This is a genomic window from Vibrio sp. VP6 (assembly GCF_028823755.1).
GTDB classification, from domain to species: Bacteria; Pseudomonadota; Gammaproteobacteria; order Enterobacterales; family Vibrionaceae; genus Vibrio; species Vibrio parahaemolyticus.
This window is the reverse complement of the sequence record NZ_JAPEID010000010.1, coordinates 72,127-93,976: the sequence shown is the minus strand read 5'-3', so window position 1 is coordinate 93,976 and position 21,850 is coordinate 72,127. Positions and strand designations below refer to the sequence as shown.

General features: G+C 43.4%; 18 protein-coding genes and 1 pseudogene. 10 read left to right on the top strand and 9 right to left on the bottom strand.

What is annotated here, in order from left to right; translation table 11 throughout:
• Nucleotides 1-416 precede the first annotated feature (416 nt).
• Complete coding sequence (topA, locus tag OU793_RS08980; RefSeq protein ID WP_017448270.1) at nt 417-3,047, bottom strand: type I DNA topoisomerase; 2,631 nt, start codon at nt 3,045-3,047, stop codon at nt 417-419.
• A 464-nt stretch (nt 3,048-3,511) separates the two neighbouring features.
• Between topA and OU793_RS08975 the strand changes: the two genes are divergently transcribed.
• Nucleotides 3,512-3,760 (top strand): YciN family protein, encoded by a 249-nt coding sequence (locus OU793_RS08975; protein ID WP_005495879.1) that lies wholly within the window; start codon nt 3,512-3,514, stop codon nt 3,758-3,760.
• A gap of 57 nt (nt 3,761-3,817) precedes the next feature.
• On the opposite strand, the pseudogene aroA reads toward OU793_RS08975, so the two are convergent.
• Both aroA and OU793_RS08965 read right to left on the bottom strand, forming a co-directional pair.
• Nucleotides 3,818-5,105 (bottom strand): annotated as a pseudogene (gene aroA, locus OU793_RS08970) (3-phosphoshikimate 1-carboxyvinyltransferase).
• A gap of 161 nt (nt 5,106-5,266) precedes the next feature.
• The gene (locus OU793_RS08965; RefSeq protein ID WP_042780995.1) at nt 5,267-5,743 is read right to left on the bottom strand and encodes a glycine zipper 2TM domain-containing protein; all 477 of its coding nucleotides are present in this window, start codon (nt 5,741-5,743) and stop codon (nt 5,267-5,269) included.
• 39 nt (nt 5,744-5,782) lie between these two features.
• Between OU793_RS08965 and aat the strand changes: the two genes are divergently transcribed.
• The 3 genes from aat (at nt 5,783) to infA (ending at nt 7,491) form a co-directional block, all read left to right on the top strand.
• Nucleotides 5,783-6,493, top strand: a complete 711-nt coding sequence (gene aat / locus OU793_RS08960) for a leucyl/phenylalanyl-tRNA--protein transferase (protein ID WP_023585402.1) — start codon at nt 5,783-5,785, stop codon at nt 6,491-6,493.
• Entirely contained in the window at nt 6,490-7,191 is a 702-nt protein-coding gene (locus OU793_RS08955; RefSeq protein ID WP_159404156.1) for an arginyltransferase, read from the top strand. Before aat ends, OU793_RS08955 begins: the two co-directional genes overlap by 4 nt.
• Nucleotides 7,192-7,272: 81 nt before the next feature.
• Entirely contained in the window at nt 7,273-7,491 is a 219-nt protein-coding gene (gene infA, locus OU793_RS08950; protein ID WP_001040192.1) for a translation initiation factor IF-1, read from the top strand.
• A gap of 68 nt (nt 7,492-7,559) precedes the next feature.
• On the opposite strand, the gene OU793_RS08945 is transcribed toward infA, so the two are convergent.
• From OU793_RS08945 to clpS, 3 genes are all read right to left on the bottom strand, one after another.
• Nucleotides 7,560-8,600, bottom strand: coding sequence for a serine hydrolase (locus tag OU793_RS08945; protein WP_140103983.1), 1,041 nt, complete (start codon nt 8,598-8,600; stop codon nt 7,560-7,562).
• Nucleotides 8,601-8,733: 133 nt separating this feature from the next.
• Nucleotides 8,734-11,004 (bottom strand): ATP-dependent Clp protease ATP-binding subunit ClpA, encoded by a 2,271-nt coding sequence (gene clpA, locus OU793_RS08940; RefSeq protein ID WP_023585399.1) that lies wholly within the window; start codon nt 11,002-11,004, stop codon nt 8,734-8,736.
• Between the two features lie 47 nt (nt 11,005-11,051).
• On the bottom strand, nt 11,052-11,372 hold the full coding sequence (clpS, locus tag OU793_RS08935) for an ATP-dependent Clp protease adapter ClpS (protein WP_045601633.1): 321 nt from the start codon (nt 11,370-11,372) through the stop codon (nt 11,052-11,054).
• A 699-nt stretch (nt 11,373-12,071) separates the two neighbouring features.
• Between clpS and cspD the strand changes: the two genes are divergently transcribed.
• Nucleotides 12,072-12,290: a cold shock domain-containing protein CspD gene (cspD, locus tag OU793_RS08930; protein WP_005456215.1), complete on the top strand. Its 219-nt coding sequence runs from the start codon at nt 12,072-12,074 to the stop codon at nt 12,288-12,290.
• A gap of 130 nt (nt 12,291-12,420) precedes the next feature.
• Here the strand turns inward: cspD and OU793_RS08925 are convergent, their stop codons facing one another.
• The gene (locus OU793_RS08925; protein ID WP_020840329.1) at nt 12,421-14,646 is read right to left on the bottom strand and encodes an NADP-dependent isocitrate dehydrogenase; all 2,226 of its coding nucleotides are present in this window, start codon (nt 14,644-14,646) and stop codon (nt 12,421-12,423) included.
• A gap of 311 nt (nt 14,647-14,957) precedes the next feature.
• Here OU793_RS08925 and OU793_RS08920 point away from each other — a divergent pair, with 311 nt between their 5' ends.
• Nucleotides 14,958-15,656, top strand: a complete 699-nt coding sequence (locus tag OU793_RS08920; RefSeq protein ID WP_025503107.1) for a pseudouridine synthase — start codon at nt 14,958-14,960, stop codon at nt 15,654-15,656.
• Between the two features lie 98 nt (nt 15,657-15,754).
• On the opposite strand, the gene OU793_RS08915 is transcribed toward OU793_RS08920, so the two are convergent.
• Both OU793_RS08915 and OU793_RS08910 read right to left on the bottom strand, forming a co-directional pair.
• Nucleotides 15,755-16,408 (bottom strand): DUF2057 domain-containing protein, encoded by a 654-nt coding sequence (locus tag OU793_RS08915; protein ID WP_005456209.1) that lies wholly within the window; start codon nt 16,406-16,408, stop codon nt 15,755-15,757.
• A 259-nt stretch (nt 16,409-16,667) separates the two neighbouring features.
• Nucleotides 16,668-17,672, bottom strand: a complete 1,005-nt coding sequence (locus OU793_RS08910) for a porin (RefSeq protein WP_005456255.1) — start codon at nt 17,670-17,672, stop codon at nt 16,668-16,670.
• Between the two features lie 514 nt (nt 17,673-18,186).
• Here OU793_RS08910 and dinG point away from each other — a divergent pair.
• Genes dinG through rsmS form a run of 4 tightly spaced genes read left to right on the top strand, consistent with a single transcriptional unit; the run spans nt 18,187 to nt 21,768 of the window.
• Nucleotides 18,187-20,262, top strand: coding sequence for an ATP-dependent DNA helicase DinG (gene dinG / locus OU793_RS08905; RefSeq protein ID WP_021454063.1), 2,076 nt, complete (start codon nt 18,187-18,189; stop codon nt 20,260-20,262).
• 14 nt (nt 20,263-20,276) lie between these two features.
• The gene (locus OU793_RS08900) at nt 20,277-21,062 is read left to right on the top strand and encodes a TSUP family transporter (protein WP_005456200.1); all 786 of its coding nucleotides are present in this window, start codon (nt 20,277-20,279) and stop codon (nt 21,060-21,062) included.
• Nucleotides 21,059-21,604 (top strand): primosomal replication protein, encoded by a 546-nt coding sequence (locus OU793_RS08895; protein WP_005456195.1) that lies wholly within the window; start codon nt 21,059-21,061, stop codon nt 21,602-21,604. The genes OU793_RS08900 and OU793_RS08895 overlap by 4 nt, the downstream gene beginning before the upstream one ends.
• Nucleotides 21,604-21,768: a pleiotropic regulatory protein RsmS gene (gene rsmS, locus OU793_RS08890; protein WP_005456217.1), complete on the top strand. Its 165-nt coding sequence runs from the start codon at nt 21,604-21,606 to the stop codon at nt 21,766-21,768. The genes OU793_RS08895 and rsmS overlap by 1 nt, the downstream gene beginning before the upstream one ends.
• The last annotated feature ends 82 nt before the right edge of the window (nt 21,769-21,850 follow it).

The following is a 21,850-nucleotide window of genomic DNA, read 5'->3' as shown; positions in this document are numbered from 1 at the left end:
ACGCTAAATAAATGCATACAATTGCACTAATTTTGTAATAAATTATCCAACCAGAATCTAAATTACAATTTTTAATATGCCGTTCTGTGTTGCATACAAAGGTTACTTGCTCAAGACGATATCCAGATCACACAAGGCCAAGTAAGCGATTACATTGTGAAAACAATTTACGAACGCGTTAACTACAGTTCATATTTGAAATGCCAAGATATAACAAATGTGTGAATATAAAATGAATAGTTCAACTGAATGTTGTTTACAGAAAAGACACTTGTAGATTCAGACAAAACAAATCGCTAAAAGTGGGAAAACAGAGCTTAAAAACGGTAGAGAAAGGAGCAGATGGAAACCCGCTTAGACAGGAAGATATAAAAATAAAGGCAGCGTATTTGCTGCCTTTATTTTACAAGTTGAGCTTAAGCTTTCGCTTTTTTACGTTTATCAGTGACTTCCCACTTACCATCAACGTAAAGTGCAGTCCAACCACTTGGTTTACCGTCGTCTTCTGAACGAACATAGTTCTCTTTCGTCTTACGGCTAAAGCGAACCACGGCTGGGCGGCCATCTGGATCCTCTTGAGGAGCCGTTGTTAGGTACTTAAACTTCTCTGGTAGACGCTCTTCAAAACGCGCCAGTTCAGAGACTAGAGGTGCTCTTGTTTCACGCGACTTAGGGAAGTTGCTTGCCGCCATAAATAGGCCAGAAGCACCATCACGAAGCACAAAGTACGCATCTGAGTTTTCACATGGCAATTCTGGGAAGTGCACAGGATCTTCTTTAGGTGGCGCTACTTCACCGTTCTTCAGGATTTTACGGGTGTTCTTACAAGTTTCACTCGTACAATCCATGTATTTACCAAAGCGGCCGTTCTTAAGCACCATGTCTGAGCCACACTTGTCACACTCAACAACAGGGCCATCGTAGCCTTTCACTTTGAATTCGCCGTACTCAACAACATAGCCTTCACAGTTCGGGTTGTTACCACAAACGTGCATCTTGCGCTTGTCATCAATCAAGTACGCGTCCATCGCAGTTTCACAGATCGGACAACGCTTTTTCGCACGAAGAGCAGCCGTTTCAACGTCTTCTTCTAAAACGTTGATAATACCTTCTTCGTCACCCAAGTTAATGGTTGTCTTACAACGTTCTTTAGGTGGCAATGCGTAACCAGAACAGCCTAAGAATACGCCTGTAGAAGCGGTACGAATACCCATAGGGCGACCACATGTCGGACACTCGATATCCGTCATCACAATGTGGTTTAGCTTCATACCACCTTCAGATTCGTCTAACTCGGCTTTTTCTAGGTCACCAGTGAAATCCGCAAAGAAGTTGTCTAGTACTGCTTTCCAGTTCACTTCACCTTCTGCGATTTGGTCCAGTTTCTGTTCCATACGCGCAGTAAAATCGTAGTTCATTAAATCGTTGAAGCTGTCATCAAGTCGGTCAGTAACAATTTCACCCATTTTTTCAGCGTAGAATCGGCGCTGATCTACTTTTACGTAGCCACGGTCTTGAATAGTAGAAATGATCGATGCGTAAGTCGAAGGACGTCCAATGCCTCGTTTTTCTAACTCTTTAACCAATGCCGCTTCCGTAAAGCGCGCAGGTGGCTTTGTAAAGTGCTGTTTAGGGTCAAGTGACTCTAGGCTTAGCTTATCGCCAAGTTGTACCGCAGGAAGGATTGTGTCCTCGTTTTTGCCCATTGGACGCTGTACGCGAGTCCAACCATCAAACTTAAGGATACGACCTTTCGCTTTTAGCGTGTATTCCGCCGCTTTTACGCTGATTGTGGTTGAATCATATTCTGCAGGTGTCATTTGACACGCAACGAACTGATTCCAGATCAGTGAGTAAAGCTTGTGAGCATCCGCATCTACACCTTGCAAGTCTTCTGCTTTCACTGACACATCAGATGGACGAATCGCTTCGTGCGCTTCTTGAGCACCTTCTTTGCTGCCGTACGTTAGTGGCTTAGCTGGAAGATACTTGTCACCAAATTCTGAACCAATGAAGTCACGAACAGCATCAACTGCTTCCGCACTCAAGTTAGTCGAGTCGGTACGCATATATGTGATGTAACCCGCTTCATACAGACGCTGAGCTAACATCATGGTTTTCTTAACGCCGTAACCTAGACGGGTACTTGCCGCTTGCTGCAATGTTGATGTGATGTATGGCGCAGAAGGCTTGCTCTTCGTCGGGCGGTCTTCGCGCTTACACACTTCGTAGCTTGCGTTTTCAAGGACAGAAATGGCTGCCTTAGTTTCTGTTTCGTTAACAGGCTTAAACGCAACGCCATCTTTCTGCGCAACCAGCAGTTTGAAATCTGACTTATCTTTAGTTTTGGTATTTGCGTGAATATCCCAGAATTCTTCTGGCACAAATGCGTTAATTTCACGCTCACGTTCTACCAATAGCTTCACCGCTACGGATTGAACACGACCAGCAGACAGGCCACGTGCCACTTTCTTCCATAGCAATGGAGAAACCATGAAACCTACAACGCGGTCCATGAATCGACGTGCTTGCTGCGCATTAACGCCATCCATATTTAACTCGCCAGGAGTCTGGAAAGCTTGTTGGATAGCATTTTTAGTAATTTCGTTAAAGACTACTCGTTTGTATCGCTCTTCATCGCCACCGATGATCTCACGAAGGTGCCATGCGATTGCTTCCCCCTCGCGGTCCAAATCGGTTGCGAGATAAACGCAATCAGCATCTTTGGCTAATTTTTGTAGTTCGCTTACGACTTTTTCTTTACCCGGAAGAATCTGATAGTTCGCTTCCCAGTCATGATATGGGTTAATCCCCATTTTTTTGATCAGCGCTTTGCGATCTTTTTCTTTTTTAACGCGCGCTTTCTCTTCTGCGCTCATCCCTTTTGTTGAGATAGCTGCAGCTTTCTTCTCACCAGTGCTTTGACCGGCCGTAGGCAGATCACGCACATGACCAACACTAGACTTAACAATAAAGTCCTTACCAAGGTACTTATTTATCGTCTTTGCCTTGGCTGGAGACTCCACTATAACGAGTGATTTACCCATAACTGACTCTAACGTCCTTCATAATAATGCGGGTAGAAACCTCGTTTTAAGGTCACCCGCATAGTGTTCTATTTCATTGCTTCTTTTTTTACTATTGTGCGAGATGAAAAGAAGATCAACTGCTTTTTTGAAATTCAGATCCGATTGGTTGACAATTCATCGTCTTTATACTTCAAAGAGACAGGGGTCTGAAAGGTATTGAGCGGCATATCTAAGCAGGCAAACTTTGCTACTGCTAATCCAATGCAATAAATTTTGTTACTCATCACAAAATATTTTCTGTCAATATGGCGCAACCTTAGGTTGTTGCGCTGAAAGCCACTTTGTATCCACGTAACCTCAGTACTGAGTTAACCCTCGCCTCAAATCAACCAACGTGGTGATGGAATTAATCATGCAAACCCTTAAAGAATATGGGTATACTTCGCCACACTTTTTAATTTGTAATGAATGATGAGAACGTTATGTCTGATAGAAAGTTTATTGAAGAATTCGACCTTCTTTTAATCGCAAACCAAATCATCCAAGAGCACGATGATTACATTGACGGAATGCGAGCGACAAGCGTAGAAGAAAAAGACGGGGTTTTGGTATTTAAAGGTGAGTACTTCCTTGATGACAAAGGCTTACCAACCGCAAATACTACGGCAGTATTCAATATGTTCAAATACTTAGCCCATCACCTTTCTAAAGAATTTACGCTGATTAAATAACAGCAAATTAAGACAAAAAAGCCAGAGCATCATCGCTCTGGCTTTTCAGTTAGAGATCTAGCTGCTCAACGCTTTAAGCTTGTCGAAATAATCCGGGAATGTTTTGGACGTACATTTAGGGTCATTAATCGTCACTGGTGTATCGCTTAACGCCACCAGAGAAAAGCACATCGCCATACGATGATCATCGTAGGTATCAATCGCCGCATGTTTAAGGTGAGGTACTGGTTTAACGATGATGTAATCCTCACCTTCTTCCACTTCCGCACCAACTTTACGAAGCTCTGTTGCCATTGCAGACAAACGATCGGTTTCTTTTACACGCCAGTTATAAACATTGCGAATTGCCGTGGTACCTTCAGCAAACAAAGCCGTCGTCGCGATGGTCATTGCTGCATCTGGAATATGGTTGTAATCCATATCGATGCCCTTAAGCTTCCCGACGCGGGAAATAACGTAATCATCGCCCCATTCAATCTCTGCGCCCATTTTTTCTAGCGCATCAGCAAATTGAATATCACCTTGGATGCTATTTTTACCGATGCCAGTTACTTTGACTTCTGCCTCCCCCGCCTTTGATTGCAGCCGCCGCTAAAAAGTAAGAGGCCGACGAAGCATCCCCTTCCACAAGAAAATCACCAGGCGCAACATAGTGTTGACCCGCTGGAATCACAAACTCTTGATAGTCATTGTTGATCACTTCAACACCGAACTGCTTCATGATATGCAGCGTAATATCAATGTAAGGCTTTGATACCAAATCACCTTCAATCTTAATACGCACTTCGCCTTCGGCAAGTGGTGCAGACATCAAAAAAGCCGTGAGAAACTGACTAGAAATAGAACCATCAATCGACACTGTGCCTGCTTTCAGACCAGTACCGACAATCTTTAGTGGTGGGTAGTTTGTGTTTTCCAGATATTCAATATCTGCTCCCGCCTCTTGCAATGCAGTCACAAGATGACCAATTGGTCGTTCTTTCATACGAGGCTCGCCAGTAAGCACATATTCACCTTGGCCAACACAAAGTGCGGCTGCTAAAGGTCGCATGGCTGTGCCCGCATTGCCCAAAAAGAGCTCGACAGGTTCTGATACTGAGAACGGACGACCAAGGCCTTCAACCACACATTCTGTTTTATCTGCAGATAATGTGTACTTCACACCTAGTTTAGTGAGTGCGTTTAGCATGTGACGAATGTCGTCACTATCGAGAAGGTTGGTGAGACGAGTCGTCCCCTTTGCTAATGCAGCGAGTAAAAGTGCTCGATTAGAAACACTTTTGGAACCAGGAAGGTTCACTTCCCCTTGAATTTTATTGATCGGTTGTAACGTTAGGCTTTCCATTAAAAGTTGATAATCCTTTGTGCTCTCAATTCACGCTGTTGTGAGAGCTAAACAATTCTTCGTGGATTCAGACTAACGAAAAAACCAGCACAAAACCAGAGCAAATCTGCGCTAATTTCTGAATAATTAGTCAACGATAAAATTGACGCTAAAACACCCACTCAGTACGCTAAATCTACGCGCACTCCATCATCGAAATATAAGATACGAACTTCATCCCCTCGGCTAAACAGCATATTTTTATCAACATCCTGAATAACGTTGATCAGTTTATCGCCTTTAACTTTAATTAGCAGTTCAACCAACTTATATTCAACTGTGTATTGATAATTACTTTGGTTTTGAGCAACCGCAGCGCCAGCCAGTGCGCCAACAGCTGTGGCTACCTCTTTACCCGTGCCACCACCAAACTGGTTGCCAACTAAACCACCAATGGTTGCCCCTAATAGGGTTTTCCAACCGTTACTTTTCGATTGCACAACTTCTTGTTGAGTGATGTAACGCACTGAATCTATCTTCCCGTACACCACTTCATTCACTGGTTTTGCGACATTCCTTTGGTACGCTGCATTGGCGAAAAGGGGTAAAAACAGTATGATCCAAGGACATACTTTCAAAAGTTTTCTAACTCGAGTCATCACAAATTCCTTTGGTTCGATATTGGTCAGTACTTTTCTATGGCAATCTATTTAACTGAACTCGATTCAACGTTCAACTTCCCATCCCCTTACGAAGCTCTGTCAGATCCCAATGGTCTGTTGGCTTTTGGCGGAGACTTAGATCCACATAGAATTTTGAGTGGCTACTACCAAGGTATTTTCCCTTGGTATGGTCCAGGAGAACCCATTTTATGGTGGAGTCCTTCGCCACGTGCGGTGTTTGATCCTTTAACGTTTAAGCCATCAAAAAGTCTTAAAAAGTTTCAGCGCAAGCATCAATATAAAGTCACTATAAATCAAGCGACTGAGCGCGTCATTCAACTTTGCTCGTCTACCCGGCCAGCAGATGAAACATGGCTGAATGAAGAGATGCAAGCGGCTTATATTCAGCTATCCAACCTAGGGCATTGCCACTCAGTAGAAGTATGGCATGACAACACGCTTGTTGGCGGTTTATACGGCATTAGCGTGGGTCAACTTTTTTGTGGTGAGTCCATGTTCAGTTTGAAAGACAACGCATCAAAAATCGCATTGTGGTATTTGTGTTCGCATTTGGCGTCAAAGCATGGTCAATTAATAGATTGTCAGGTGATGAACCCGCACTTGGCATCCCTCGGCGCATTTGAGCTTGACCGAGACGAGTTCATACAAAAGCTACTATCTTTAAGAGAAAAGCAAACGGCTTCTGACACCTTTACGCCCCAAGTTTTGCAGGATTCAGAATCATGAGCACAGATCTACAACACATTCGAATTGGGTTAACCAACAACCATCCTTGTAGCTATTTACCGGAGCGACAAGAGCGTGTTGCGGTGGCATTGGACGCTGAATTACATACTGAACAAAACTATCAACTATTGATGGCTAATGGCTTTCGTCGCAGCGGAGATACAATATACAAACCACATTGCGAGCGTTGCCATGCTTGCCAGCCTATTCGCATATCGATACCTGATTTCGTACTATCTAGAAGTCAAAAGCGACTGCTCAGTAAAGCCAAAAATCTGCGTTGGGAGATGAAAACGGAGATGGACGCCGAGTGGTTTGAGCTCTACAGCCGTTACATTTGCAAGCGACACAAAAACGGTACCATGTACCCTCCCAAGCGAGATGAGTTCTCACGTTTTACACAAACGACTTGGCTGACAACGTTGTTCTTGCACATCTATGATGAATCAAATCAATTACTTGGTGTAGCGGTGACTGATGTGATGACACAATGTTCTAGCGCGTTTTATACGTTTTTTGATCCAGACTACCCACTTTCACTCGGTACACTAGCGGTGCTGTACCAAGTGAACTACTGCCAACAAAATAACGAGCAGTGGCTATATTTGGGTTATCAGATTGATGAATGTCCAGCAATGAACTACAAAACGCGTTTTCAACGCCACCAAAGGCTAGTAAATCAGCGTTGGCAAGGGTAGAATACGCCCCAACTTTACATAATTCCTATTTAGCGGCACAATAACGCTCGCTAATATTGCCTAATTTCTAAAGAGGATTAAATGGCTAAAGAAGACGTAATCGAGATGCAAGGTACTGTCCTTGACACTCTACCAAACACTATGTTCCGTGTTGAACTTGAAAACGGTCACGTTGTGACTGCTCACATCTCTGGCAAGATGCGCAAGAACTACATCCGTATCCTAACGGGTGACAAAGTAACTGTAGAGATGACTCCATACGACCTATCAAAAGGCCGCATCGTCTTCCGCGCTCGTTAATCTTTGATTTTCGGATGCAAATAAAAAACGGAGCATTTTTGCTCCGTTTTTTATTTGTAAACATTGAATTAAAGTAACGATGACAATTGCTGGATCAGAGTTAACACTGGTCGAGATCTTGTTTCGTAGTTCCCAGCGGTCGTGACAATCACTGCATTTTTGTTCGGAATGGCAACAATGTACTGCTCTCCTATCCCTACAGCCGCAACGCCATTCTCAACGTTAGAAACCTGCCAAAAATGTAACCCATACCCCATCTCATACGAATAGAACTTACTCTTTCTGAGTTCATTCAACCATTCTTCACCAACAATTTTCGTTCCGTTGTATTGTCCTTTGTTCAGCCACATCAAGCCAAACTTACCCATATCTCGCGATGTTAGACGTAAGCCCCAATCTGCTCCTGCTTCGCCACTGCCAATGTTTGGCAGCCACTGATACTCTTCAATACCTAAAGGGGAAAAAATCTTCTCTTTCATTACTTTCGTAAATGATTGCCCATATACTTTTTCAATCACTTTAGAAAGACCAACTGTAGAAAGACCGCTGTACGCGAACTTTGTTCCTGGATCAAAAGCTAATTGAGTGGAAAGAAACTGCTGTTTTAAGTCCTTCGCATTGTAATGACGAGAAAAAATGTTGCCTTGTCCATATGGTACGGACAATTCATCCAATGCGTAGCCTGTGGACATATTTAGAACATCTCGTAATGTTATCGCTAGCTTCGCCTTTCTATCTGGCTCGGTATACTCAGGAAAGAAATCAAATATTGACGTATCTAACCCTTCGATTTTGCCTTCATCAATAGCGATGAAAATCAGCGTAGCGACAAAAGATTTCGTGACAGAATGCACGTTATGCACAACCTCTTGCCCGACAGGCACATTTGGTGTTTGACGATTACCATCAAGCCCACCACCTTGACGATACAGCTCCAACGTCAACTGGCTATCTTGCCACACTAGTAAGCTATGCAGGTTTGCTGCTTGTCCTTGTTCTACTCGCTGAATGATAGGATCAAACTCTGGCTTACTCGCCTCAACAACTAATGCGTGTTTATCACACCCTACGAGTAGAATAAGAAACCACGCTATGATGAAAGTTTTCATGCTTTCCTCTTTATTCCTCAATATGCACAACTATGAATAAAACAGAAATAAAGAGATGAGTCTTCGTGCTAGACAGATATAAAAAAAGCGTGCGACCAATCGCACGCTTTTGATTTGAAATTAACGACAAACGTTAGTGCATTGCTGCTTCTTTCTCGCTCAAATATTCAAATTCAAGAGCATCATTTACTAACGAAACTTTCACCGTACCACCATCAACAAGTGATCCGAACAACAGTTCATTTGCCAATGGCTTCTTCAATTGCTCTTGGATTACACGGCCCATTGGACGTGCCCCCATCGCTTTGTCATAACCTTTATTTGCTAACCAATGGCGAGCATCTTGCGATACTTCCATGGATACTCCGCGAGCATCCAACTGGACTTGAAGCTCGACAATAAACTTATCAACCACTTGATGGATAACACTTTCATCTAGGCTATTAAACCAGATGATATTATCAAGACGGTTACGGAACTCCGGAGTGAACACCTTCTTAATTTCTGCCATAGCATCGTGACTATGATCTTGTTGGATTAAACCGATCGATTTCTTCTCAGTTTCAGCCACACCCGCGTTAGTGGTCATCACAAGGATCACGTTACGGAAATCGGCCTTGCGACCATTGTTGTCCGTCAGCGTACCGTTATCCATCACTTGCAGTAACAAGTTAAAGATATCTGGGTGCGCTTTCTCAATCTCATCCAACAAAACAACGGAATGAGGATGCTTAATAACGGCATCGGTTAACAAGCCACCTTGATCATAACCAACATAACCTGGAGGAGCACCAATTAAGCGGCTCACAGAGTGACGCTCACCATACTCAGACATATCAAAACGAAGCAGTTCAATACCCAGCAGTTTCGATAGCTGAACAGTTACCTCGGTTTTGCCCACACCAGTAGGCCCTGCAAACAAGAACGAACCCACAGGCTTGTTATCTACGCCCAAACCAGCACGAGACAGTTTGATAGCCTCCGAAAGCGCATCAATAGCGTTGTCTTGACCAAAGACTAGCATCTTCATTTTGCCATCAAGATTCTTCAATATGTCTTTGTCAGATGAAGACACCGACTTCTCTGGAATTCGAGCCATTTTTGCAACCATGGCTTCAATATCAGCCACGCCAACCGTCTTCTTACGACGACTTGCTGGAGCTAATCGACTACGAGCACCGGCTTCATCAATAACGTCAATCGCTTTGTCAGGTAGATGACGTTCGTTGATGTACTTCGCAGACAGCTCTACGGCTGCACGCAGTGCTTTGTTGGTGTAACGCACTTCGTGGTGAGCTTCGTACTTTGGTTTCAAGCCCATCAGGATCTTGGTTGTATCGTCCAGAGATGGTTCTACAACGTCGATTTTTTGGAAGCGACGAGATAGCGCACGCTCTTTTTCGAAAATATTGCTGTACTCTTGGTAGGTAGTTGAACCAATACAGCGCAACTTACCGCTACTTAGTAGAGGTTTAATCAAGTTTGCCGCATCGACTTGGCCACCAGACGCTGCACCAGCACCGATAATAGTATGGATCTCATCAATGAACAGGATGGCATCTTCTTCTTTTTCAAGCTGCTTCAAAATCGATTTGAAACGTTTCTCGAAATCACCACGATACTTAGTGCCTGCTAGCAGCGAACCGATATCAAGTGAGTAGATAACGCTATTTTGAATCACCTCAGGCACTTGGCCTTCAACAATTCTCCAAGCTAAGCCTTCTGCAATTGCCGTTTTACCCACACCGGCTTCACCAACGAGCAATGGATTGTTCTTACGACGACGACATAGGACTTGGATCGTACGTTCTAGCTCTTTGTCACGGCCAATTAATGGATCAATATTACCGGCCTTCGCCACTTGGTTGAGGTTTGTTGCAAAGCTTTCTAAACGCTCATCGGAACCTGTCTCTTCGACACTATCCGAGCTAAACGAATCTGAAGAAGATGGATCTTCTCCGGCGCCAGAAGCTTTCGTAATACCGTGGGAGATAAAGTTGACAATATCTAAGCGAGAAATGTCGTTTTTCTTCAATAAATAAGCGGCGTGCGACTCTTGTTCGCTAAAGATTGCGACCAATACATTAGCACCCGTTACTTCGTTGCGACCAGACGACTGAACATGGAAAACCGCGCGTTGCAATACACGTTGAAAACTCAAAGTCGGCTGGGTTTCGCGCGTCTCATCACTTTCAGGGATAAGCGGCGTAGTTTGATCGATGAATATATCGAGCTCATTGCGCAAAGCATCGAGGTCTGCTTTGCAGGCTAAAAGGGCTTCCTTAGCTGCATCGTTTTCCAACAATGCAAGTAGGAGGTGTTCGACGGTCATAAACTCGTGACGTTTGTCTCTTGCACGAGCAAATGCACCGTTAAGGCTTGACTCTAGTTCTTTATTTAGCATAAGTACCTCCCGAAAAAACAACTTGGGTTGTTCGAGCAAGTCTTCTTCTACGCTTGCTCCATAGTACAAAGTAGCGGATGTTCATTTTCCCTTGCGTACATCGTAACTTGCGCTACTTTTGTTTCGGCAATTTCTGCGCTGTAAGTTCCACAGACTGCCTTTCCTTCATAGTGCACTTTGAGCATGATTTGTGTTGCTTTATCAATATCATGTGAAAAGAATCGCTCAAGTACCTCTATGACGAAATCCATAGGTGTATAGTCATCATTATTGAGTACAACGTTATACAGCTTAGGTGGCTGAACTCTTGTACTTTCTCGCTCCAGAAGATCAGAGTCCGGAGTGACCCATTCAAAATTTTTACTCATGGCAATTTAAAGATATCGTATCAAAGGGTTGATGTTTTCGACCTATAAAAACAATCTACCACAAGCATGCTGTGCGGTGTAGTGAGATGTGGCACCGATTTAGAACTTTGATAGATAAAAGTTGCTACCTAATATAGAGACTAATCCACGTCTCGCGGGCGCGCAAATAAAAGATGGTTATCGATAAGCCCTGAACTTTTACTCAAAAATCACTCTCTTTTCTCACTAACGAACAGAATCTGACCAACGCTAATTTCTGTGTTAGATCACACTTCCTCACTGAGAAAAGGTTATTTATCACGAAAACTTCATTTTTTATTCAATCCGATGATTTCACTATTATAAGCAACACCAACAGTATGGATTTTTCGTAACCCATCGCTTTTTGGTCTAAATATCTAAACTTCGGCGTACGTCCAAAAAACAGTTTGCAAAATTGTTAATCTCAAAAGTGATTTGTTTTCAATTATGTTTCCGTTTGTTGCTCGACACTATTGACTGTATGGATTCATTGACTACAGTGGAAAGTATTGATGCATAAATCCTCATTCTGGATCAGTTTGAATTTAAGCAACTTGGTGAATGTGATTCTGTATCAATGAGACGTTTGTTAGCGGTCGCTAACAGTAGTACCAAGTTAAAGGTATAACTTGGTTGTTGTAACAACATCAGTAAAAAATGCATGAGGGATGTATAAGCATGGCTACAGGTACAGTAAAGTGGTTTAACAATGCCAAAGGATTTGGGTTTATCTGTTCAGACGAAGAGGAAGGAGACATCTTTGCCCACTACTCAACTATCCAAATGGACGGTTATCGTACACTGAAAGCAGGCCAACAAGTCTCTTACGAGATTGAAAAAGGTCCAAAGGGTTGCCACGCAAGTAGCGTTGTGCCAATTGAAGCCCAAGCCAAGTAAATTGAGTGCTGTCGTAGAAACCATTGCTCTCACATAGCTTAAACCTTTGTGAAGAGAAAAATAAACCCGCCAATTAAGCGGGTTTCTTATTATCTGAAAAACACGCCGGTCACGACGTGTCATCCGCAGATTACTTGTCGATGATTGCGTTAAACGTTTCGCTTGGACGCATCAATTTAGACACCAAAACATCGTCTAGTAAGTAGTAACCACCTAGCTCACCTTTCACGCCTTGAGCACTATTAAGTTCTGCAACAATCTTCTCTTCTTGCTCAGCAAGAGATTTTGCAATAGGTGCAAATTCAGTGGCTAAGTCTGCATCCACCGTTTGCTCTGCCAATGCTTTCGCCCAGTACAGTGCTAAGTAGAAGTGACTACCACGGTTATCCAACTCACCTACTTTACGTGATGGCGATTTATTTTTGTCTAGGAATTCACCCGTTGCTTTGTCTAGTGTATCGGCTAGAACTTGCGCTTTAGCATTGCCAGTTACTGAGCTTAAATGCTCTAGAGAAGCAGCTAATGCTAAGAACTCGCCTAGAGAATCCCAACGAAGGTGGTTTTCTTTCTCAACTTGTTGAACGTGTTTTGGAGCAGAACCACCAGCACCGGTTTCAAACAGGCCACCGCCGTTCATCAACGGAACGATTGAGAGCATTTTAGCGGATGTACCCAGTTCCAAAATTGGGAACAAGTCTGTTAGGTAGTCACGAAGTACGTTACCCGTTACAGAAATAGTATCTAGACCAGCTTTCATTCGCTCTAATGAGTATTTACATGCTTCTACTGGAGCAAGAATCTTAATTTCTAGGCCTGTCGTATCGTGATCTGGCAGGTATGCATTGACCTTTTTAATAAGCTCTGCATCGTGTGCGCGGTTTTCATCTAGCCAAAATACAGCTGGAACGCCTGTCGCACGTGCGCGAGTCACTGCAAGTTTCACCCAATCTTGAATTGGCGCGTCTTTTACCTGACACATACGGAAGATGTCACCCTCTTCTACCGCCTGTTCAAGCAGCACTGCGCCAGAAGCATCAACAACACGTACTGTACCTGCTGCATCTAGGATAAACGTCTTATCGTGAGAACCGTACTCTTCTGCTTTTTGAGCCATCAAACCCACGTTTGGTACGCTGCCCATTGTTGTCGGGTCAAATGCGCCGTGCTCTTTACAGAAATCGATAACTGCTTGGTAGATACCTGCATAGCAGCGATCTGGAATCATCGCTTTAGTGTCTTTTTGCTTGCCGTCAGGACCCCACATTTGGCCAGAAGAACGCAACATTGCTGGCATAGATGCATCGACAATGATGTCGCTTGGGACATGCAGGTTCGTGATGCCACGATCCGAATCAACCATCGCAAGTTCAGGCTGAGTTTGGTAAACCGCCTGAATTGCCGCTTCAATCTCTTCTTTCTGTGCTGCTGGTAGTGACTCGATTTTCGAGTAAACATCACCAAGACCATTATTTACATCAACGCCAAGCTCTTCGAATAACTTACCGTATTTAGCAAAAACGTCTTTGTAGTACACTTTTACAGCGTGACCGAAGATAACTGGGTCAGAAACCTTCATCATCGTCGCTTTCATGTGTAGAGAAAGCAGTACGTCTTGCTCTTTCGCATCTGCGATTTCTTTTTCGAAGAACTCAACCAATGCTTTTTTCTTCAGTACAGAGCTATCAATAACTTCTTTGTCTAACAGTGGGAAAGCAGATTTTAGCTCTTTTACAGAGCCATCTGCGCCAACAAACTCGATTTTTACTTCTGTTGCGCCAGAAATGGTTGTTGATTTCTCGCTACCAAAGAAATCGTCACCCGCCATGCTTGATACATGGGATTTAGAGTCTGATGACCATGCGCCCATTGAGTGTGGGTTTTTCTTTGCATAGTTCTTAACAGAAAGTGGCGCACGACGGTCAGAGTTGCCTTCACGAAGTACTGGGTTTACCGCACTGCCCTTAATCTTATCGTAAGCCGATTTAATCGCTTTTTCTTCGTAAGTACTTGGCTCTTCTGGGTAGTTTGGCAGGTCGTAACCTTTAGCTTGAAGCTCTTTGATTGCGGCTTTTAGCTGAGGAATAGAAGCCGAAATGTTTGGCAACTTGATGATATTTGCTTCTGGTGTTTGTGCGAGTTCGCCCAGCTCAGTTAACGCGTCGCCAATGCGTTGCTCTTCTTTTAAGTGCTCTGGGAAGTTAGCGATAATTCGACCCGCTAGTGAAATATCACGAGTATCTACGTTGATGCCAGACGATGCAGTAAACGATTGAATGATTGGTAGTAATGAATAAGTTGCTAGCGCCGGTGCTTCATCAGTGATGGTGTAGATAATGGTAGGTTTTTCTGTAGGCATGAAATTTCCCTATTTTTGAATCAACTTGTTGGCTGATCAACTCAGCGTCTGAGTTGGTGTAATTGACGCATTGCTACACGTTAGTAGTGTGTATCTCCTCGCTAACGCCACATGCGGTTTGCACTCTTTCTTGTAGTTTGAAGCTCTTGGCTCTGAATCCATGAGTGCACTGATATAATTAAACAAATAACACGAAATAGTCTATTATTCTGTGCGCATTTGTTAGTTTTAGGCGCGCAAATGATAGCCGATCTTAAGAAAACTTAAAACTTTCAAACACAGTTCATTTACATTTTTGCAGGGTAGTTAACATGTCATCTCGCACAGGTCATGAAAAAGGGCGTCGTACCAGCCAATCTAAAACAGGCCATTTTAAACGTTCCGGTAAACCAAACCGTGTAGAGGATCAAACCACAAGACGCCACCCTACTCGCACAGCCAAAGCCAATAAACCTCGAGTCGACCTGCAAAATAGAAAAGTCATTATTTTCAATAAGCCTTACGATACGCTGAGCCAATTTACCGATGGTGACGGCCGTAAAACATTGGCTGACTACATTCCAGTAAAAGACGTATACGCAGCAGGTCGACTAGATAGAGACAGTGAAGGCCTAATGGTGTTAACCAATGATGGTATCCTACAAGCGAAGCTGACTCAGCCGAAATCGAAGTCGCCGAAAACGTATTGGGTACAGGTGGATGGAGCGCCACAAGAGCAAGATTTAGAGAAGTTGCGTAAAGGCGTTGAATTAAAAGATGGTATGACCTTACCCGCAAAAGTAGAAGTCATTGAAGCTCCGACGATTTGGGAGAGAAACCCACCAGTTCGTTTTCGTGCAAATATTCCAACGACATGGCTAGCAATCACTATCATTGAAGGTAGAAACCGCCAAGTAAGACGCATGACCGCTCATATCGGCTTCCCAACTTTACGCTTAGTACGCTATTCAATGGGCGACATTACCCTTGGAGACTTGCAGCCTGGCCAATGGAAAGAGATTCAGCTCTAGCCATCTTAAAACAGCACATTCCTTAAAGTAGTCAACATCAAAAAACATAAAAGCAGGCCATCGCCTGCTTTTTATATTTTTATCGTCACCAATAACAATTATTGTTGAGAAACCCACTTCATGAATACCTGACGTTCTTCGTCAGTCATTTCTAGATAAGCAATTTTTGCTTTTGTCAGTGGCGAATTCACTCTGTGAGTCTCTTTAGCTGTACCCGTTGCCTGAAGCTCAGATAACTCGACTCGCTTGCCATTAGAAAAATAGACGCCGTTAAGTTCGTTGTACTCTGCCAATTGCTCATCAAGGTTTGAATATGGGAAAGCACCTTTTTTACCTGGCATCTTATATTGCGAGTAATCAATAGACTTATCATTGATGCTTACTTTCCAGTCCATTGTATCTTGTTCAAACAGCTTGTCTGCCTGACGCTTATCTCTAAAAGATGGCGCATCAATATAAAGCTCACCCGCGCCAGAACTAAAACCAAGAATGTATGGTGCAGAGTAAACTTGAGTGCGCTTGTCACCACGCCCGATAGCTTTGTTTACCTTAATAACCACTTGGTTTGAGCCATCGATGAGAGTATACGGAGTACTCAATTCATCCGTACTAACGCCATTTACAAACAGAACTTGAACACCTTGCGCGGTACTTAAAGTTACTGATACATCAGTTTTATGTGTTGTGTCTGCGTTCGCTGTTGTACCAAACAGACCAAGAAAAAACGCTACAATCCAAGTTTTTAGTCTCATATCCTAATAACCTTAAAAATCGATTAATTACATCAAAAAGTTAAATCTCGCTTACCACTAATCACAGTTTGAGGAAATCATTAATGAAAAGCCAATCATTTCACTACAACTCGCTGTAGATAATTGGTAAGCGCACTCTTGCCTCGAAACTCTAAACCCGCTTGACCTATGTATAATAGTTACTGAGTGGTCTAGACGCTTTAATATAAAAAAGGCCGCAATAAATGCGACCTTTACTATATCTACTTAAGTTCTGTTATTAGAACGTGTAGTAAACACCAGCAACTACGATATCGCCTTCAGTTTTCATAGAAGTATCTTTGTTATCGTTTTCGCTTGCAGTGTATTCGATGAACGTTAGAACGTTACCAGTTACAGCGTAGTCAGCACCGAACGTGTAGTAAGATTGGTCGTGGTCGCCTTCGTACTCAGTGAAACCGAATGAAGTGTAAACGCGAGCTTCGTTCATTTTGTAAGCAGCTACTGCAGACCATGTATCTTGGTCAGCTTTGTTTAGCTCTTCAGCAACGTAGTTAACTGCAGCAGAGAAGTTATCCATGTTGAAACGAACAGCAGCACCCATTACTTGGTAGTCATCACCAGCAAGGTTACGGTTTTCTTGATCTTGGTAAGAAGCACCAACTGTGAACATATCGTTGATTGCGTATTGCGCAGATAGACCGAATGCAGTATCGATTTTCTCGTCTTGATCTAGGTATGCATCAGCGATAACTGTTAGCTTGTCGAAGCTACCTTTAACTGAAACAGCGTGACCTGCACTTTCTTTTGATTTTACGAAATCATCAACGTAACCAAGACCTTCGTTAGTGTTGTCGATAGTGATTGCGTCTAGAGAGTCACCGAAATCACCAACTTCACCGAAAGCTACACCCCAGTTGTCACCGAAGTAAGCACCGAAGTATAGGTCATCTGTACGTACGCGAGCGTGGTCGCCGTCGATTTCACCAGTAAGTTTGTTGTCGTTATCGAAGAATTCACCGTTTTCTAGTTCAAATGAGCCGAATACTTTGATGTCTTCGTTTAGTTTGTGCTCTGCATCGATTTGGATTTTAGCCCATAGGTCAACGTCTACATCACGCTTAGTAGAAGTCTTACCGTTTTCTTTACGTTCGATAGTACTTACGTAAGTGTCGATCTCACCCTTAAGGTTGAAAGAAGTCGTACCGTTGTCGTAGATGTTGCCTGCTGCTAGTGCAGACGTAGAGATGCCTGCTACTGCAAGAGCTACTAGAGTCTTTTTCATAATTAATCCACTGCCTTTTCTTAGTTTGGGATATCCTTTCCGAATTCCCTTTTTTATATTTTTGAGGCCACTTGTTATCGATTCGTAACAATGCATGACCTACAAAATCTGGGCACTAGATTGCAAAAGATTATTCTGCCTGTCAAATTTTCTAAATATAAATATCAAAAAATAAAAATAACCAATAAAAACAACAACTTGATTTACTTTATTTAATTTATTCGATGAACATCTAAACTATCGGCTTGATTTTCCTCAATTTATCATCCTATTAATAATCAAAATTTAAATCTAAAAACAAACTTTAAAAACAGAAAAGCAGCATTAAAATCTAACAAATCCACATTTTTGAAGCTTTATATTTTTCATATAATGAAATTATTTGCATTGATATGGAGTTCAATATTTTTTTGTGAAGAAGATCTAGATTCCTTACAAAAGCATTCCGTTTTGTGAACTACTGTACAACTAGTGATGTGTGCTACTATTCGGCTCCAACGCATTTGAGGCCCGTATGCTGACCAGTAACATTCAAAAATCGATTCGCAATAGCTATCAAAACCTACAAGCCCAACTCGATAACTTTGTACCAAGACGAGCTCAAAACTATCTTGTCGCTGAAATCGCAAAGACGCTTTGTGGTCAATATCATAAGTCCAATCGAATACTGGTAGCAGAAGCAGGCACAGGGATCGGTAAGTCACTTTCTTATTTGATGGCCGCTATACCAGTTGCCGTGCATAACAACCGCAAAGTCGTTATCTCAACGGCAACCGTCGCGCTTCAAGAACAGCTAGTGAATAAAGACCTTCCTCTATTCCGTCGTATTACAGACCGAGAATTCTCTTTCATTCTTGCCAAAGGTAGGCAGCGCTACTGCTGCGCAGAAAAGCTCGCAACAGCCAGTGGTGTGGATGGCGGTCAACTAGCGATGTTTGATACCAAGCCAAAGAAAAGAGACATTGAATTACTGGAAACCATGTATCGCTCACTCGCTCAAGGGAAATGGGATGGTGACCGCGACGCTTGGCCTAAACCTATAGACGACCGCATCTGGCAATTGATTGTCAGCGACAAACACAGCTGTAATAACAGTTTGCCAGGTCACAGAGGGTGCCCGTTTCAAAAGGCTCGCTCTGAGTTAGATAAAAATGACGTGATCATCGCGAATCACTCTCTCGTTATGGCTGATGCTGACTTAGGTGGTGGCGTAATCTTACCAGAGCCAGAAAATACGATTTATGTCTTTGACGAAGCTCACCACCTGCCTCACGTCGCCCGTGATCACGCTTCAGCATCCGCGAGTTTAAAAGGCGCAGCAGCGTGGCTAGAGAAGCTGAATCAGTCAATCAGTAAATTTTCATCACTGGCTGATGAGAAACGTGTCGCTCGATTCCGCAATGACTTGCAAGACTCGGTGCAAAACTTAATACCTGCGCTCACTCAACTGACTAAACAGTTCGACCCATCTCAGTTCGAAGAAGGCATCTACCGCTTTGAACATGGCGAACTGCCAACTTGGCTAGAAAACCAATCTAAAGAGCTAAAGCAGTTCAGCAAGAAAGCAAACCAAAGCGTCGCGAAAATCGCCGATCTTATCGCAGAAAGAGTCAAAGATGGCGAACTCGCGGCAAGATTGGCCGAGCCTGCGCTCGCTGAACTAGGTTTCTATATTCAACGACTAGAGAACCTCGCTCAAGTTTGGCATTTGATGGCAGAGCCAACACGAGAAAAAGGAGCACCTTTAGCGAGATGGCTAGAAACTCACCCAGATCGTGAAGGCGATTTTATTGTGAGTGTCTCCCCTCTTGAGATTGGATGGCAGCTAGACCAACAGATTTGGAGTCGTTGTATTGGTGCCGTATTAGTTTCAGCAACAATGCGAGCGTTGAACTCTTTCCACTATTTTTGCCATCAAGTAGGTATTGATGGAAAGCCAGAATCTGGGACTCAGTTTTTGGCACTCGCTTCGCCTTTTGATTATCAAAACCAAGCTGAGTTACTCATACCGGCAATGAAGTACGAACCATCGGCACCTCAGTTTACTGAATATCTTATTGAGATCTTGCCTAAGTACTTAGAAGACAAAAAGGCCAACTTGGTATTATTCTCCTCATACTGGCAGATGAACCAAGTCGCAGAAGCGCTGTCTTCAGAGTTCATAAAACGAGGCTGGGCTTTGCAAGTACAAGGCGAAAGTTCTCGTCAAGAAATTCTAAAAAAACATAAAAAGCTTGTAGAAACAAACAAAACCAGCGTTCTCTTTGGTACAGGAAGCTTTTCGGAAGGACTCGATTTGCCAGGAGAGTTACTGGAAAACTTAGTGATCACCAAAATTCCATTTGGTGTTCCTACCTCTCCAGTAGAACAAGCGCATTCAGAATACATAGAAAAGAAAGGCGGCAACCCGTTTATGCAAATCACTGTACCTGATGCGAGCAAAAAGCTGATCCAGAGCGTGGGCCGCCTACTGCGTAAAGAACGAGATTCTGGTAGAGTGACCATTCTGGATCGACGCCTCGTAACCAAACGCTACGGGCAAGCACTTATCGACTCACTGCCGCCATTTAAACGAAAAATAGAATATTAGAAGAATAAGAATTTATGGAAATGATAGAGCCGACAATGCTGTTGGTGTTGGCGCTAGTCGCTTTTGTTGCTGGATTTATTGACGCAGTCGCAGGTGGTGGAGGGATGCTAACCGTCCCTGCTTTGCTGTCTTTGGGGCTTCCTCCTCACATTGCTTTGGGGACGAACAAGTTGGCTGCTACCTTTGCATCGTCAACTGCCGCATTCACTTACTACAAAAAACGCTTGTTCAAACCTCAGTGTTGGGGGCGCGCGTTTGCAGCAACGCTTGTCGGCGCAACATTGGGCACGCTCTTTGTCGATGCCATCAGTACGGATTGGCTAGAAAAAGTCTTGCCTCTTATTATATTAGCCGCTGCGCTGTATACTGTATTCCACAAAACGCCACATTCCCCTCATCAAAGCCCAATACCAGAGCCTTGCCCAAAGCTGCATAAAAAACAGTACCTGCAAGGTTTGTCGATTGGTTTTTACGATGGATTAGCCGGTCCAGGAACAGGCGCGTTTTGGACTGTAAGTTCTATGGCGCTGTACCGTCTCAATATATTGCTCGCCTCTGGTTTAGCCAAAGCAATGAACTTCACCAGTAATTTTACCTCACTTATTACTTTCGCTATTTTAGGTCATATTAACTGGGTGCTAGGCTTAACAATGGGTGTGTGTTTAATGGCTGGGGCATTTGTTGGTGCGCATTCTGCAATTCGATTCGGCTCTAAGTTCATTCGTCCCGTTTTTGTCACGGTCGTGAGCGTATTGGCGATTAAGCTGGCTTATGACGCTTGGTTTGTAGGTTTATCATGAACATCGAACAACTTTCGCAAAGTTTAGAACACATGGCGAATCAAGCCGCGACATTGGATCGCCAACGAGGAGAGCATCACGTTCCGTTGTTTGATGAACGTTTATTTAGCTGCCGCTCTCGCTTACTTACCCCTTGCGTAAAAGAAGCGAAATCGACACTGGACGCGATTATCCGAGAGCAAAACGAAAATAAGCTCACCGCTTTGCGCGCGGAGTACCTCACCGAACGACTCGTAGCGCAAATTGGCGCAATTCAGCGAGAGATTTCTACCACCAAAATTCGTAAGAATGAAATCAAGCATAGCAGCCACTTTCGCAAACCAATTAACGTGCTTTATCAAGAGCTCGCGCAGCATCAAGAATGGGCAAGACGCTTGCGAGAAATGGTGTTAGAAAAGGAACGCGCAGTGGAAACTGCACCTAGTTTTATGCGAGCTGAAGCTCAGAAAGTATTGCTGGCGACAGAGCAACGTTTAGCTCGTTGCGAGGCAGCGCTTCTTAAACTAGAAAATCAAATTACACATAGGGAAAAGCACCAATAATGGCAGACCAACCAACCTCTCCTCTTGATGATGCACCAGAAGAGATCAAGCTGGCCGTTGATTTGATCTACTTGCTTGAAACCAACGAGATTGATCCAGAAGTTGCGATTAAAGCATTGAAGATCGTACAAACAGATTTAGAAAACAAATTGAAAGCGCAGTAAAACGCGCTTTTTTCTTTTGTTGAGATTCATTTTCACTACGCTTTCAGAATGATACCATTCTAGAAAAATACGCCCTCAAAAG